This window comes from Nitratireductor sp. L15S-10 (assembly GCF_045011005.1).
Classification (GTDB): domain Bacteria; phylum Pseudomonadota; class Alphaproteobacteria; order Rhizobiales; family Rhizobiaceae; genus Nitratireductor.
Genome location: NZ_CP120674.1, coordinates 687404 through 699842, shown reverse-complemented (window position 1 = coordinate 699842; position 12439 = coordinate 687404). Strand labels below are relative to the sequence as shown.

17 protein-coding genes are annotated in these 12439 nt (G+C 59.2%); 6 read left to right on the top strand and 11 right to left on the bottom strand.

Going from position 1 to position 12439, the window contains the following annotated elements:
• Positions 1–2: 2 nt before the first annotated feature.
• The 3 genes from P2W41_RS03405 (at position 3) to P2W41_RS03395 (ending at position 2924) form a co-directional block, all read left to right on the top strand.
• Entirely contained in the window at positions 3–395 is a 393-nt protein-coding gene (locus tag P2W41_RS03405) for an ectoine synthase (RefSeq protein WP_292897839.1), read from the top strand.
• An 87-nt stretch (positions 396–482) separates the two neighbouring features.
• Entirely contained in the window at positions 483–1418 is a 936-nt protein-coding gene (thpD, locus tag P2W41_RS03400; RefSeq protein WP_404934309.1) for an ectoine hydroxylase, read from the top strand.
• 21 nt (positions 1419–1439) lie between these two features.
• Complete coding sequence (locus P2W41_RS03395; protein ID WP_404934308.1) at positions 1440–2924, top strand: aspartate kinase; 1485 nt, start codon at positions 1440–1442, stop codon at positions 2922–2924.
• A gap of 131 nt (positions 2925–3055) precedes the next feature.
• Here the strand turns inward: P2W41_RS03395 and P2W41_RS03390 are convergent, their stop codons facing one another.
• The 4 genes from P2W41_RS03390 to P2W41_RS03375 form a co-directional block, all read right to left on the bottom strand.
• Positions 3056–3349: a GNAT family N-acetyltransferase gene (locus tag P2W41_RS03390; RefSeq protein ID WP_292897844.1), complete on the bottom strand. Its 294-nt coding sequence runs from the start codon at positions 3347–3349 to the stop codon at positions 3056–3058.
• Positions 3346–3972 (bottom strand): alpha/beta hydrolase, encoded by a 627-nt coding sequence (locus tag P2W41_RS03385; RefSeq protein WP_404934307.1) that lies wholly within the window; start codon positions 3970–3972, stop codon positions 3346–3348. Before P2W41_RS03385 ends, P2W41_RS03390 begins: the two co-directional genes overlap by 4 nt.
• 3 nt (positions 3973–3975) lie before the next feature.
• A complete protein-coding gene (locus P2W41_RS03380) occupies positions 3976–4908 on the bottom strand; it encodes a ring-cleaving dioxygenase (protein WP_404934306.1) in 933 nt (310 codons plus the stop codon).
• Positions 4909–5080: 172 nt separating this feature from the next.
• Positions 5081–6112, bottom strand: a complete 1032-nt coding sequence (locus tag P2W41_RS03375; RefSeq protein ID WP_292897850.1) for a PRC-barrel domain-containing protein — start codon at positions 6110–6112, stop codon at positions 5081–5083.
• A 213-nt stretch (positions 6113–6325) separates the two neighbouring features.
• Here P2W41_RS03375 and P2W41_RS03370 point away from each other — a divergent pair, with 213 nt between their 5' ends.
• Positions 6326–7243 carry a diacylglycerol/lipid kinase family protein gene (locus tag P2W41_RS03370; protein WP_404934305.1) on the top strand — a complete coding sequence of 306 codons (918 nt, stop codon included), beginning with the start codon at positions 6326–6328 and terminating at the stop codon, positions 7241–7243.
• Positions 7244–7300: 57 nt separating this feature from the next.
• On the opposite strand, the gene P2W41_RS03365 is transcribed toward P2W41_RS03370, so the two are convergent.
• From P2W41_RS03365 to P2W41_RS03350, 4 genes are all read right to left on the bottom strand, one after another.
• Entirely contained in the window at positions 7301–7810 is a 510-nt protein-coding gene (locus P2W41_RS03365; protein WP_223021856.1) for a Dps family protein, read from the bottom strand.
• Between the two features lie 46 nt (positions 7811–7856).
• Complete coding sequence (locus P2W41_RS03360; RefSeq protein ID WP_292897855.1) at positions 7857–8066, bottom strand: hypothetical protein; 210 nt, start codon at positions 8064–8066, stop codon at positions 7857–7859.
• Between the two features lie 87 nt (positions 8067–8153).
• Positions 8154–8579 carry a hypothetical protein gene (locus P2W41_RS03355; RefSeq protein ID WP_404934304.1) on the bottom strand — a complete coding sequence of 142 codons (426 nt, stop codon included), beginning with the start codon at positions 8577–8579 and terminating at the stop codon, positions 8154–8156.
• Positions 8580–8603: 24 nt separating this feature from the next.
• Positions 8604–8942: a YqjD family protein gene (locus P2W41_RS03350; RefSeq protein WP_292897859.1), complete on the bottom strand. Its 339-nt coding sequence runs from the start codon at positions 8940–8942 to the stop codon at positions 8604–8606.
• Positions 8943–9094: 152 nt separating this feature from the next.
• On the opposite strand from P2W41_RS03350, the gene P2W41_RS03345 reads away from it, so the two are divergent.
• Positions 9095–10288 carry an AI-2E family transporter gene (locus tag P2W41_RS03345; RefSeq protein ID WP_292897861.1) on the top strand — a complete coding sequence of 398 codons (1194 nt, stop codon included), beginning with the start codon at positions 9095–9097 and terminating at the stop codon, positions 10286–10288.
• Here P2W41_RS03345 and P2W41_RS03340 read toward each other — a convergent pair.
• Positions 10218–10967: a Crp/Fnr family transcriptional regulator gene (locus tag P2W41_RS03340; RefSeq protein WP_404934303.1), complete on the bottom strand. Its 750-nt coding sequence runs from the start codon at positions 10965–10967 to the stop codon at positions 10218–10220. The genes P2W41_RS03345 and P2W41_RS03340 overlap by 71 nt on opposite strands.
• Positions 10968–11107: 140 nt before the next feature.
• Between P2W41_RS03340 and P2W41_RS03335 the strand changes: the two genes are divergently transcribed.
• The gene (locus P2W41_RS03335) at positions 11108–11506 is read left to right on the top strand and encodes a response regulator (RefSeq protein ID WP_292897865.1); all 399 of its coding nucleotides are present in this window, start codon (positions 11108–11110) and stop codon (positions 11504–11506) included.
• Here the strand turns inward: P2W41_RS03335 and P2W41_RS03330 are convergent.
• Both P2W41_RS03330 and P2W41_RS03325 read right to left on the bottom strand, forming a co-directional pair.
• The gene (locus P2W41_RS03330) at positions 11503–12054 is read right to left on the bottom strand and encodes a sigma-70 family RNA polymerase sigma factor (protein WP_292897867.1); all 552 of its coding nucleotides are present in this window, start codon (positions 12052–12054) and stop codon (positions 11503–11505) included. The genes P2W41_RS03335 and P2W41_RS03330 overlap by 4 nt on opposite strands.
• 5 nt (positions 12055–12059) lie before the next feature.
• Positions 12060–12266, bottom strand: coding sequence for a NepR family anti-sigma factor (locus tag P2W41_RS03325; RefSeq protein ID WP_292897869.1), 207 nt, complete (start codon positions 12264–12266; stop codon positions 12060–12062).
• Positions 12267–12439: the final 173 nt, after the last annotated feature.

Below are 12439 nucleotides of genomic sequence, written 5' to 3'. Positions count from 1 at the left end.
ATATGATCGTGCGCGACCTGAACGAAGCAAAAAACACTGATCGTCATGTCCACTCGGAAGGGTGGGACAGTGTCCGTCTTCTCCTGAAATCGGACGAGATGGGTTTCTCCTTCCACATCACCACCATCCACGCCGGTGCCGAACTGCACATGCATTACAAGAATCATCTTGAATGCGTCTATTGCGTCGACGGCACGGGCTCCATCGAGGACTGCGCCACCGGCGAGGTTCACAAGATCAAGCCGGGCGTCATGTACGCGCTCGACAAGCACGACAAGCATATTCTGCGCGCCGACGCGGAAAAGCCGATGATCATGGCATGCACCTTCAACCCGCCGGTTTCCGGCAAGGAAGTGCACCAGGCCGACGGCTCTTATGCGCTGGAGGATGCATAACCTTCCTGAAGCCTGGCACCCTTCAACATCGGGGTGCCAGGCTCATGCATCCGACGGCGAAAACCCTGAAAGAAAAGGAGAACGACCATGACAGCGATGTCGAAGGAACGTGACCGAAGAAGTCAGGATCCCTATCCCAGCAGGCTGCCCGAAGAACGCTGGTTGCCCCGCCAGGATCGAACCGTCTGGAGCCAGTGGCGCCCCGATGCGCCCCTGACAGCACAGCAGGCCGACCAGTTTGACCGTGACGGCTTCCTGATCCTCAAAGACATTTTCACGGCCGAAGAGGTCGAGGCGCTGAAGGCGGAATCCGCCGCCATGCGCAATGGCGAGCGCGATCTGATGGATGGCAGCGTGATCACCGAGCCCGGCTCGGATGAGGTCCGCACCATCTTCAAGCTGCCCGAGCAGAGCTCCCTCTTCAATCGTCTGGCCAGCGACCGCCGCGTTGCAGGCATTGCCCGTTTCCTTCTCGGCGACGAGGTCTACATTCACCAGTCGCGGCTGAACTACAAGCCCGGTTTCACCGGCAAGGAATTCTACTGGCACTCGGATTTCGAGACCTGGCACGCCGAGGATGGCATGCCGCGCATGCGCGCTGTCTCCGCCTCGCTGCTTCTGACCGACAATGACGCAATGAACGGCCCGCTCATGCTGATGCCGGGCTCCCACAAACAGTTCATCGCCTGCGCCGGTGAAACGCCCGACGACAATCACAAATCCTCGCTCAAGAAGCAGGAAGTGGGTGTGCCATCACATGAGGCGCTGACCAAGCTTGCAAGCGAACACGGCATCACTGCTGCCACCGGCAAGGCCGGCACGCTGGTGCTTTTCGACTGCAACACCATGCACGGCTCTAACGGTAATATCACACCGTTTCCGCGTTCCAATGCCTTCTTCGTTTTCAACGCCATATCGAACCGCCTTGAAGAGCCCTATGGCGCGAAAAAGGCCCGCCCCGATTTCCTCGCGGAGCGCGGCGAACCAACCCCTGTCGAAATCAAGACCGGGAAACTGGCATAAGCCACAACTGAACTGGACATCATGACTGACCGACAAGAAAGCGGTGCGGCCGAAACGGGCCGCACCAACCAGCAACAACGAGGCATCCACACCGTCGAGAAGATCGGTGGAACATCGATGAGCCGCGCGCGCGAGCTGCTCGACACGATCCTGATCGGCAAACGCAAGGGCGATGCACTCTACAACCGCGTCTTCGTCGTTTCCGCGTTCGGCGGCATCACGGACAAGCTGCTGGAACACAAGAAGTCAGGCGAACCCGGTGTCTATGCATTGTTCGCCCACGCCGACAACGAACATGGGTGGATGGAGGCGCTGAGCGCTGTGAGCCGCGCCATGCACGCGATCAATGAAGAGATGTTTGACGAGGCCGCCGACCGGCACGCCGCCGACGACTTTGTGCGCGAACGCATCGAGGGCGCGCGCGGCTGCCTGATCGACCTGCAACGCCTGTGCTCCTACGGGCATTTCCAGCTCGGCGAGCACATGCAGACGATCCGTGAACTTCTCTCGGCGCTGGGTGAAGCGCATTCGGCCAACAATCTGGCCCTGCTTCTGCGTCGCTCGGGCGTGAATGCACGCTTTATCGACCTAACCGGCTGGCGCGATGAAACGCAGCCGAGCCTCAACGAACGCATCGAACAGGCGTTTGCCGAGATCAACCTCTCACGCGAGCTGCCCATCGTCACCGGCTACTCGCAATGCCGCGAAGGCCTGATGCGCGAGTTTGACCGCGGCTATTCCGAAGTGACCTTCGCCACCATCGCGGCACTGACCGGCGCGCGCGAAGCGATCATTCACAAGGAATTCCACCTTTCGAGCGCCGATCCGCGCCTTGTGGGACCGGAGAATGTGCGCAAGATCGGCCGCACCAATTACGATGTCGCCGACCAGCTCTCCAATATGGGCATGGAGGCGATCCACCCGAAGGCGGCAAAGAAACTGCGTCAGGCGGGTGTGCCGCTGCGCGTCGCCAATGCTTTCGAGCCGGAAGACCCCGGCACACTCATCGATGCCGAGCCGGCCGATGGTGTCGGCGTGGAAATGGTCACCGGCCTTCCCGTCACTTCGCTCGAACTGTTCGAGCAGGACATGGTGGGCGTGAAGGGTTACGACGCGGCGATCCTCGAATCGCTGACCCGCCACCGGGTGCGCATCGTGTCGAAAAGCTCGAACGCGAATTCCATCGTTCACCATCTGGAGGCGACGCTCAAATCCGTGCGCCGCGTGGAGCGCGATCTGGCCGAACGCTATCCCGCCGCGCGCATCACCGCACGTCGCGCAGGCATGGTGTCGGTGATCGGGCGCGATCTGACCGGGCTTGGCGTCATGCTGGAAGGTCTGAAGGCTCTGGACGAGGCTGGCGTAAAGCCGCTTGCCTCGCAGGAGACGGGTCGCGGCGTCGACGTACAGTTTCTCGTCCGCAATGAAGATCTGGAAAAAGCCGTCAAGGCGCTACACTGGGCCTTCATTGAAGAGGGGGAGGAGACGTTGAAGGAAGCGGCCTGAGCCGGTTTCCTTCAACGTAACCCGTTCGCCATGAGCATTTTGCAGTCAGGTGGTGTCACCTGACGTCTGCGTAAGTGGGCAAAATCCGATAGATTGAGCGGTTCACCGTTTCTTGGAAGCGCGGATCCGCCCTAGCGCGCCAGGACGTCGGCCCATTCCGGATGGCGTCGAAACTGAGCGGTGGCAAATGGGCACAACGGCCTGATCTTGATACCCTTGGCGCGCGCGTCTTCCACGGCGCGCGTGACAAGCGCGACGCCGACTCCCTGCCCGCGAAACGCCTCCGGCACGCCCGTGTGATCGATGATGATCTGGCTCGTTCCGATCTTGGAGTAGGTCATCTCCGCTTCGTGGCCATCGGCGCGATAGAGATAGCGCCCCTTGCTGTCATTGTCTTCGACAATGATGGATTCGCTCACACTCATTGTTCCACTCCCTTCAGAAACGAATGCAGGAACCGCCCTGCCGCCAATGTTTCGTTCGGGCGTATTTCATGCCCGCCCTCATGCCATTCGATCTCGGTCTCTGCACCGGCTTCGGTGAGATAATCCCCAAGCCGTGTTGTGAGATGAGCCGGGCAGATGGGATCTTTCCGCCCCGCCGTAAGCAAAAACCGCGTTGTTACGGTCCCCTCGCCCCAGCGGGGCGCAAAGGGAATGAGCGGATGCATCAGCACGGCAGCATCGAAAAGCTGCGGCGCGGCAAAGATCACGGATGCGAGAATGTTCGCTCCGTTGGAGTAGCCCAGACCGAGCACCGCGCTGGGCTTTTCCCGCTGCACATGGGCGGCGATGAATTCACGCATCCTGTCGGTCGCCCGAGCCAGATCGTCCATGTCGTAGACCCCCTCGCCGGTGCGCCGAAAGAAACGTGCCGCGCCCTGTTCGCTGACATCGCCACGCGGTGAAACAATGCCGGCTCCGGGCGCCAGCTCCGCACCCAGCTGCAGGAGCTGACGCTCGTCGCCGCCTGTTCCATGGAAGAGGAACAGGAGCGGTTTTCCCGGCCCCGCCGAGGCCAGGTGATGCACGTAATTTTTCGCCGCCATGGCTCAACCACCGATCTCTGGAAGCGATGCCTCGAGCCGCTCGCGCAGATGCGCGTGCTGTCTGGGCAGTTTCAACGCCTCGCCCAGATGGGCCATGTCTTCATCACTGGCAAAGCCCGGATCATTGGTCGCAATCTCAAAGAGCACACCGCCGGGAGCGCGGAAATAGATCGAATGAAAATAATCCCTGTCGATCACCGGCGTGATCTGAAAGCCCTGTGCCACCAGTTCCTCGCGCACGGCGATCTGCGCTTCGTCATTTGCAACGGCAAAGGCGATGTGATGAACCGAGCCGGCTCCCTGTCGCGCCACTGGCGCATCGGGCCGGGTTTCGAGGTCGATCAGGTTGGCATCGTTGCCGCCCTTTCTCACCATGCGCAGCACACCGTCTTCTTCGCCGAGCGGCGTGTAGCCCATGAGCGAAAGAAGCGCCTGGGTGCCGGCCCTGTCGCGCAGGACCAGCGAAGCGGAGTGAAAGCCGTGGATTGCCGCCTCATCGGCAACCCCGGCGCCATTCCACGGTTCACGCGCATCGCTTTCCACCTCGTTCAGGGCAAAGCCATCGCCATTCACACCCTCGAAAAGCAGGCGCGTCTGGCCAAAACGGCTCTCGCGAGAAACGCCGGCGACACCGTGCGCTTCCAGACGTCTGGTCCAGTAATCGAGACTTCCCTGTGGAACGGCATAGACAGTCGTTCCGACCTCGCCTGCCCCTCGGCTGCCGGCGACGATATTGGGAAACGGAAAGTAGGTCATCACCGTGCCGGGCTTCCCAGTGCCATTGGCATAGTAGAGATGATAGACATCCGGCGCATCGAAATTCACCGTCTTCTTCACGCGGCGCAGACCGAGCGTATCGGTGATGAAACGATCCGTCGCCAGCGCATCCCGGGCCATGGAGGTGATGTGGTGAATGCCTTCAATCTGGGTCAGCATGGCAATTCCTTTCGCGCCTGGCCGTCGCATGGTTGCGACAAACCCTGGCGCCAAGATGGCGGCAATTACTCGTCGATGAAAGCGGTAACGATCAAACGCATTGTCAACGCTCCATGAACAAAGAGCCCCGCGCTTCGCACGGGGCTCTTCGCTCTAATGCGGTACGCGCAGATTACTGAACCTGCATCCGCATTTCGTCGCGACGCTCGCCATAGCTTGCCTCGTCATAAGCCGGCTGCTGCTCGAGCTCTTCCTCGGTGAACTCGGTGTAGAGGTAGAGCGAACCATTCCCGTCGCTCATGAAAGCGAGGTTGTCCATGCCAATGGCGACCTCTTTCTCACCGATGCCGAGGAAACCACCAACATCGACGATGATGGCATCGACCTTGCCGTCCTGCGAGATGATCACGTCACCGATCTCGCCGATGTTCTCCTCATTGGCGCCGTAAACCGTGGTGCCCGTGAGTTCCTCGGTGCGAATTTCATTCGCCGGCATTTCCTGAAGACTGGAGCGGTCGATCGCAGCGGTCATCGTATCGTCAGTCGCCTGATCCTGCGTGTCGGCGGCCTGATCGACGGGCTTGGAAGCATCGTCAGCCTCTGGAGCAGGCGCTGCAGCCATATCATCGGTCTTTACAGCTTCATCGCCACTTGTCGCGTCGGTCGCCGGCGCCATAGCGGTCTCTTCCGCATTGTCATCTGCCTTGACCGGCGCGTTGGCCAGATCATCCTTGGAAGCAGGCTTTGCTTCCGAAACATCGGCATCAGCCGGCATCGGACGATAAGCAGAGCGATCGAACTCTTCCTGAGCCTCCAGCGCCTCGGCCGTCGTCTCTACCACGAGCCAGCGCTCGCCATCCTGTTCGGCCCACTCGACCAGATCGTACTCGAGAGCAACTTCTTTCTGGCCGATGCCGAGGAAGCCGCCGACGCCAACGACGATAGCGCTGACTTCGCCCTCTTCGTCCAGAACAAGGTCATTGACCTCGCCGATGTTCTCGGCCTCTTCACCGGTGCCATTGTAAACGGTCTTGCCAATAAGATCGGTCGCCAGGTGGCCGTCAGCGCGCACCACCATTTCAGTGGGCTGCTCGGTGGGTGCAGCTGCCGGTGCGCCAGTTCCCGTCGTGGTCGACGTCTGGGCGACGGCACCGGTCGCCACAAGAGTTGCAATTGCGGTGGTCGCCAAAAGGTTGCGGAACATGATAAGCTCTCCGTGTGCAGTGTTTCTGTACAGGCCACGCACCGAACCGAACCTGCCAGGGAGGATTGGTGTGTGGCCGTTTGCACCCTTAGAACGCGCCGCCCCGATTCTTGTTCCGCGATTTTCTTCTCACTGTGACAGACTTCTTTCGGGAACCATTCTTTCCGCCTCCCCTTAAAGTCGGACCGCAGAGAAACTTTTAGGAAAACCCCGATGCATGTTCTGGCCGTTCTCAACCGCAACGGAGGAACACTCCGAACTCTCGACACTGAAGCGCTTGCTGAAGAAATAAGAAATATCTTCCAGGCGGCCGGCCATTCCATCGAAGTCAGGCTCTGTCCCGGCAAGGAAATTGTGTCGATGATGGAAGAGGCGGCCAGTGATAAGAAGGCGGATGTTCTTCTTGCGGGCGGTGGTGATGGCACGACCTCGCTTGCCGCCGGCCTGCTCGCCCATTCCGAAAAGGCGCTTGCCATCCTCCCCGCCGGCACGATGAACCTCTTCGCCCGCAGCCTCGGCATTCCGCAAGACCTGCATGCGGCCATGCAGGCTCTCGCCCAGGGCTCGATCAGACACGTCGACATCGCGGAAGCCGATGGCACATTTTATGTGCACCAGATGTCGATCGGCATGCACCCGCAACTTATCCGTCTGCGCGAACGCATGGAGTTCCGATCCCGACTGGGCAAGATTTTCGCCTCAGTGCGCGCGGCAATCGCAACGATGATCCGGCCACCCAAGCTGGAGCTGGAACTCGAACTGCCCGAGACAAAGATGCTCGCCACCACCTCAAACCTGGCAGTAACCAACAATCTCTACGGTGAAGGCCAGCACCTGCCGTTCACCAACAGCCCCGACGGTGGCCAGCTCGGCATATATATCACCCATGCGCGCACACGCGCCGAAATGCTTCTCTTCTTCTTCAATATGGGTATTGGCCGCTGGCGCAAGAACGAACAGGTTGAGATCCATCAGGCGAGCGAGGTGACGGTGCGCGTCCACTCCGGAACCCAGCGCTTCAAGTGCGCCATCGATGGCGAACTGCGGCCGTTGCCGAGGGAGACACGGATCGTCCTTCATCCGAAGGCGCTGCGTGTTCTGGTGCCGAAACAGGAGAGCGACCTCTCCTGACAAAAAAACCGGCCGGGGCGAACCGGCCGGCAGAAGTCCTGGGAGGAGTTTCGTATATCAATCTGCGATAAGAGCACGCAGCATCCACAGCGCCTTTTCGTGGAAGGTAAGACGATCGGTCAGCATGTCGGCGGTGACAAGGTCACCCTTCTCGTCGGCCTTGGTACCGATCTCGCGCATCTTGCGCACAGCCTCCTCATGGTCTTCGACCAGATCCTGGACCATCTCCAGCGCCGAGCGGCCCGAGGCGCGAAGCTCAATGGATGTGTCGACACCCTTGCCACTCAGAATGGGAGCGTGATGGCCCAACGCGCGCACCCGCTCGGCGATGATGTCGGTCGCCTCGAACAGTGTATTGTACTGCTCTTCGGTCAGCACATGGATCGAATGGAACAGCGGCCCCACCACGTTCCAGTGGTAGATATGTGTCTTGATCAATAGGCGATAAGTATCGACGAGGATTTCCGAAAGGCCGGCGGAAATTTCCTTTCTGTCCGCTGCAGAAAGGCCGATATCCATCTTTTCGGCATGGGTTTTCGGTTTGAGAACTTCAGCGGCATCGCTCATGGGGTACTCCTTTGGTTGACGGGTTCTGACGAGGTATCCAGGCGGATCAGCTCGTCGGTTCATCCTGTGCGGCCGGCAGCTCTATGGCCTGCTGATCATCCAGCATCAGGCCGTAGACTTCGACGCCCCACCAGACCAGGGCAGCCAGCAGAAGGCCGCACACCAGCACCATCAGCACTGGAAAGCCTCGACGCCCCTGGCGAGCGTCCTGCGGCGGTGTCTTTCTCGGGGTCTCGGGCCTCGGGGTTTCAGGCATGATCACTGCTCCTGTTTCTGTGCCTCAATCAATGCCGAGGGCAGAAGAGGGTTCCATGAAAATGCAGGAGCCGCACTACAGCGCCCTTTAACGGTCGTCAGGGTCCTGGCCGGAATTTTCCCGATAGATCGCGTATCCAAGGACGGCCAAAGCCGGCAGCGCCACCGCACCAAGCCCTCCCGTGCGCGAAAGCACCGACGGCAACAGGGTCAGTGCTGCGGTGCCTGCAAGTACACCTGCATCGCCGATGCGGCGACGGCGCGCACGGCGGGCCTGAACCCGGCTCCACACCTTCAGACCGACAAGGACGATTATCGCCATGGTTACGAACGCAACCCCGAAACCGAGTGCAGCCTCGATCACACCCCACTGCCGCGAGGCCGCAATGAACCCGGCCAGCACCAGAAAGCCGAGGCCGAAAAGGCCGAGAAGTGCGGCCAGCGCATAAAAGCCGGTCGTGACTTTCATACGCTTGAACACACCCGAAAACTCTCCGGCTGCGAGTGAAGCCAAAAGCCTTGCCATCATGGCGAAGGCCTAGCGGCGGGTAGCGAGAGCGATGAGAAATCCGGCCCCCACAGCCAGCGCAAGCGAGGTGAAGGGGCGCTCACGCACCGTGCGGACCAATTCCTGCTCCAGCTCCTGCGTGCTGTCCTTCACGCTGTTCAGCGCTGCCTCGCCCTGCCCGCGCAACTGCTCGATCCGCTCTCCGGCCGCCTTACGCGCTGCCTCGCCGGATTGACCACCCATGTCTTTAAGATGGCTGACCAGCTGCGCCATGTCGGTGCGCAATTGCTGAATATCCTTTTCCAGATCGCCGGTCGTTACCGCATCGTCTTTCTGGGTTCGGGCGGTTTTCGCGGTGGTCGTTGCCATATGCAGTCTCCCATGGTTCGGCCATGTTTGGGGCCATGTTTCGTGCAAGTTTTGCTCACAGCCCAACGCGAAACATCCCACGAAGTTCCCTCCGCCAAGGAACCATTTGCCCACCAGCACGCTTTTCACTGGAAACGTCGGCGGATAACTGGATGGATCACAAGTCTTTGGACACCTCGCGCAAACGCTCGCACATCATGACCCTCGAGATGGCGCTGACTTACGGCGCGCAGAGTTCTGTTCTGCTTCTGGGTCTGCTGGCGCTGATCATCGCGCTGCACTTTGGGCGTTTCCTGCTGGCACCGATATCGCTCGCGGTCTTCATTGGCTTGATGCTCGGGCCCATTGCCACCCGCCTGGAGCGGATGGGGGTCTGGCCAGCCGTCTCGGCTGTAGCTGTGGTTCTGATTTTCATTGGCCTCGTGGGCGGCTTCCTGACAGCGATCGCGGCCCCGCTGACGGCCTGGGCCGACCGCCTGCCCCAGATATGGAACGAATTGCAGTTGCAGCTCTCGAGTCTGAGACAGCCTCTTGGCACCATCAAGGATTTGCAGGAACAGATTCGTTCCGTCACCGGCGGCTCCAGCGTGACGGTCGCCGTGAAGGAAGACACCACCGTGGAGAACGTCGCGGTTCTTGCGCCGTCGCTGCTGGCGCAATTGCTTATCTTCTTTGCGAGCCTTTATTTCTTCGTGGCCACACGGCACGAAACGCGGGCGGCTATTTTGCACCTTTGTTTCAACCGTCGTTTGCGCTGGCGGGTCGCGCACATTTTTCGGGATGTCGAAAATGCCGTCTCGGATTATCTTCTGTCGATTACCATCATCAATATCGGTCTGGGCATCGCTGTAAGCATCGCCCTTTGGCTGCTCGGCGTCCCTTCACCGGCGCTATGGGGAGCGATGGCGACATTGCTCAATTTCGTGATCTATATCGGCCCTGCGGTCATGGCCTGCGTCCTGCTCGCAGTGGGCCTTGCCACCTTCGACACCTTGACGGCGAGTTTTCTGCCGCCTCTAACCTATCTGGCGTTAAACGCGACAGAGGCACAGTTCGTCACGCCGACCGTTATCGGTCGGCGAATGACGCTCAACCCGTTTATCGTTTTCCTTGCAATAGCTTTCTGGCTTTGGATGTGGGGGCCTATCGGCGGTTTCATCGCCATCCCCGCATTGCTGACACTTTATGCAATAGCCGGCAACATCATCCCGGGCATCGAACCTCCCACGCCCGCCAAACCGCGTGCATCGACACGTTCGCCTGAACCGAAACCACCTATAGAAAAGGCCGCTTCGCCGCTTTCTCGGCCGTCCAGTCCGCCAGTTCGGCCAAGGCCTCCGGATTGAGTATCCGGCAGCCACCATCCTCCCATTTCAAAAGACCCCGCTCCGCGAGGCGCGCAATGGTTTTGTTGGTGTGGACAAGAGACAGGCCGAGCGTATCAGCCACATGCTGCTGCGTGAGCGACACCGTGCCGTTCCTGGTCAGACCACTTTGCCGGCTTCGCTCAAGGATGAACATCAGGAGATAGGCGACTTTTTCCAATGCTGTGCGACGACCAACCGTGAGAAGGTTGTCATCCAGCATGCATTCCTCACGCGAGGCGATCCAGGTGATGTCATAGGCAAGTTCAGGAAACTCCCGGTAGAGGGAAAAAAGCTCGGCTTTCTCAAACACGCACAAAACCATGTTTGAGAGCGCCTCGACCGAGTGCTTCATCTCGCCCAGCAGGCTGCCCTGCAGACCGACAAGATCGCCGGGCATTACGTAATTGACGATTTGCCGGCGGCCATCTTCAAGCAGTTTGTATCGAAAGCCCCATCCGGAAAGAACGGTGTAAAGGTGCGGGTTGTGTGCGCCCTCCACCAACACGGTCGCGCCTTTCTTGACCGCCAGGTCACCTTTTTTGAAGCGGCCGATAAATTCCAGTTCACACTCGTCGAAATCCCGAAAAAGCTCGAGTTTCCGCAAGGGGCACTTTTCACACGGTAGACTGGCGTGAACGCGTTCTTGTTCTTTTGTCACAGCTTGCCTCGATCCGCGGATCCGGAAGCATGTCCGCCGATCCCCTCGGCTTCTTTGGTACCATGTCTTTTTTTAATGACAAGTCAGTCAACTAATGAGATTTCAGGAGAAAATTTCTCTGGTTTCGGAAGGATGCCCATTTGAAAAAAACCCTCGATGGGGCCCGAGTGCTGCTGGTCGAAGACGAAGCCCTGATTGCCATGAACATCGAAGAGCTCTGCAAGGAACATGGCGCAGAGGACGTGGTGACCGTAACTTCGTTTAACGCGCTGAAGCCAGACGTGCTTGAAACCGGGCGGATTTCAACAGCCATTCTCGACATCAGGATATCCGACAACTGGACAAACGACTTCGCCCACCTGCTGCAAAGCCGGCGAATTCCATTTATTTTCGCCACGGGCTACGCCGCCAGCCATCAGGTCTTTGAGCCCTTTAACGGCATTACCATCGTCGAAAAACCGTACAAGGACAGCGACCTGATCCAGGCGTTGGCGCAGGCGATTGGCTCTTCGAATGAAAGCGGTTCCCGCTCGGATTAAGCGGTAAAGACGGAGTTTGTTATCTGGGCCGAGATCGCATCCGGGCCGAAGTCGTTCTCGCCCGTGATCTTGAGGATCTCCTGCAGACGCGTGCGGGCACGACTGACCCGGCTCTTGATCGTACCCACCGCGCAATCACAGATTTCCGCCGCCTCTTCATAGGAAAAGCCTGAGGCGCCAATCAGAATGATTGCCTCGCGCTGATCCTCGGGCAGTTGCTCCAGCGCCCGGCGGAAATCCTTGAGATCCACGGAGCCCTCCTGAGCCGGATGGACAGACAGACGCCCTGTAATGGCGCCGTCGCTATCCTCCACCTCTCGCTTCCGCTTTCGCATCTGGGAATAGAATTCGTTGCGAAGGATCGTAAAGAGCCACGCTTTCAGATTGGTGCCCGGCTGGTAGCTGGCCTGCTTGTCCCAGGCTTTGACGAGCGCCTCCTGAACGAGATCATCGGCCCGGTCGGCGTTCTTTGAAAGTGAGACCGCAAACGCGCGCAGGCTAGGTACGGTGGCCAGAAGATCGTCACGAAAGCCAGGATATACACTCATCGATATCAATCCTTGTTCCCGGCGGTCTTGGCACTGCTCTTCTGTTCCAGCTGGTTGAGAAGATCGCTGAACCGGTCCGGAATGTCTTCCGTTATCAAATCATCGTAATACTGCCTGAGCTTGCGCCCGATCTCGGAGTTTGCGCCAAGAGGATCGCTATCCTTTCCGCGCTTGTCCGGGCCCCGATGGGTGTTGGGTTTGCCGTAATTCATGCCCTGTCTTCGTCCATATAGTCTGTCTCCCAATGAAGCGGGCGCAATTGAATTGGCCCGCGCCACCACTCTTCCATAGCAGGCAAAACGCCGCCGAGCAGAAAACGTTCCCTCCTTATGGAACATTTTCCCGCAACACGCGTTTTCACCATCATAAATATGCATTGTTCCCA

Bases quoted from the DNA above. Each gene is read 5' to 3' on its own strand.
- P2W41_RS03405 (WP_292897839.1), top strand. From the start codon at position 3: ATGATCGTGCGCGACCTGAACGAAGCAAAAAACACTGATCGTCATGTC.
- thpD (WP_404934309.1), top strand. From the start codon at position 483: ATGACAGCGATGTCGAAGGAACGTGACCGAAGAAGTCAGGATCCCTAT.
- P2W41_RS03395 (WP_404934308.1), top strand. From the start codon at position 1,440: ATGACTGACCGACAAGAAAGCGGTGCGGCCGAAACGGGCCGCACCAAC.
- P2W41_RS03390 (WP_292897844.1), bottom strand. From the start codon at position 3,349: ATGAGTGTGAGCGAATCCATCATTGTCGAAGACAATGACAGCAAGGGG.
- P2W41_RS03385 (WP_404934307.1), bottom strand. From the start codon at position 3,972: ATGGCGGCGAAAAATTACGTGCATCACCTGGCCTCGGCGGGGCCGGGA.
- P2W41_RS03380 (WP_404934306.1), bottom strand. From the start codon at position 4,908: ATGCTGACCCAGATTGAAGGCATTCACCACATCACCTCCATGGCCCGG.
- P2W41_RS03375 (WP_292897850.1), bottom strand. From the start codon at position 6,112: ATGTTCCGCAACCTTTTGGCGACCACCGCAATTGCAACTCTTGTGGCG.
- P2W41_RS03370 (WP_404934305.1), top strand. From the start codon at position 6,326: ATGCATGTTCTGGCCGTTCTCAACCGCAACGGAGGAACACTCCGAACT.
- P2W41_RS03365 (WP_223021856.1), bottom strand. From the start codon at position 7,810: ATGAGCGATGCCGCTGAAGTTCTCAAACCGAAAACCCATGCCGAAAAG.
- P2W41_RS03360 (WP_292897855.1), bottom strand. From the start codon at position 8,066: ATGCCTGAAACCCCGAGGCCCGAGACCCCGAGAAAGACACCGCCGCAG.
- P2W41_RS03350 (WP_292897859.1), bottom strand. From the start codon at position 8,942: ATGGCAACGACCACCGCGAAAACCGCCCGAACCCAGAAAGACGATGCG.
- P2W41_RS03345 (WP_292897861.1), top strand. From the start codon at position 9,095: ATGGATCACAAGTCTTTGGACACCTCGCGCAAACGCTCGCACATCATG.
- P2W41_RS03330 (WP_292897867.1), bottom strand. From the start codon at position 12,054: ATGAGTGTATATCCTGGCTTTCGTGACGATCTTCTGGCCACCGTACCT.
- P2W41_RS03325 (WP_292897869.1), bottom strand. From the start codon at position 12,266: ATGAATTACGGCAAACCCAACACCCATCGGGGCCCGGACAAGCGCGGA.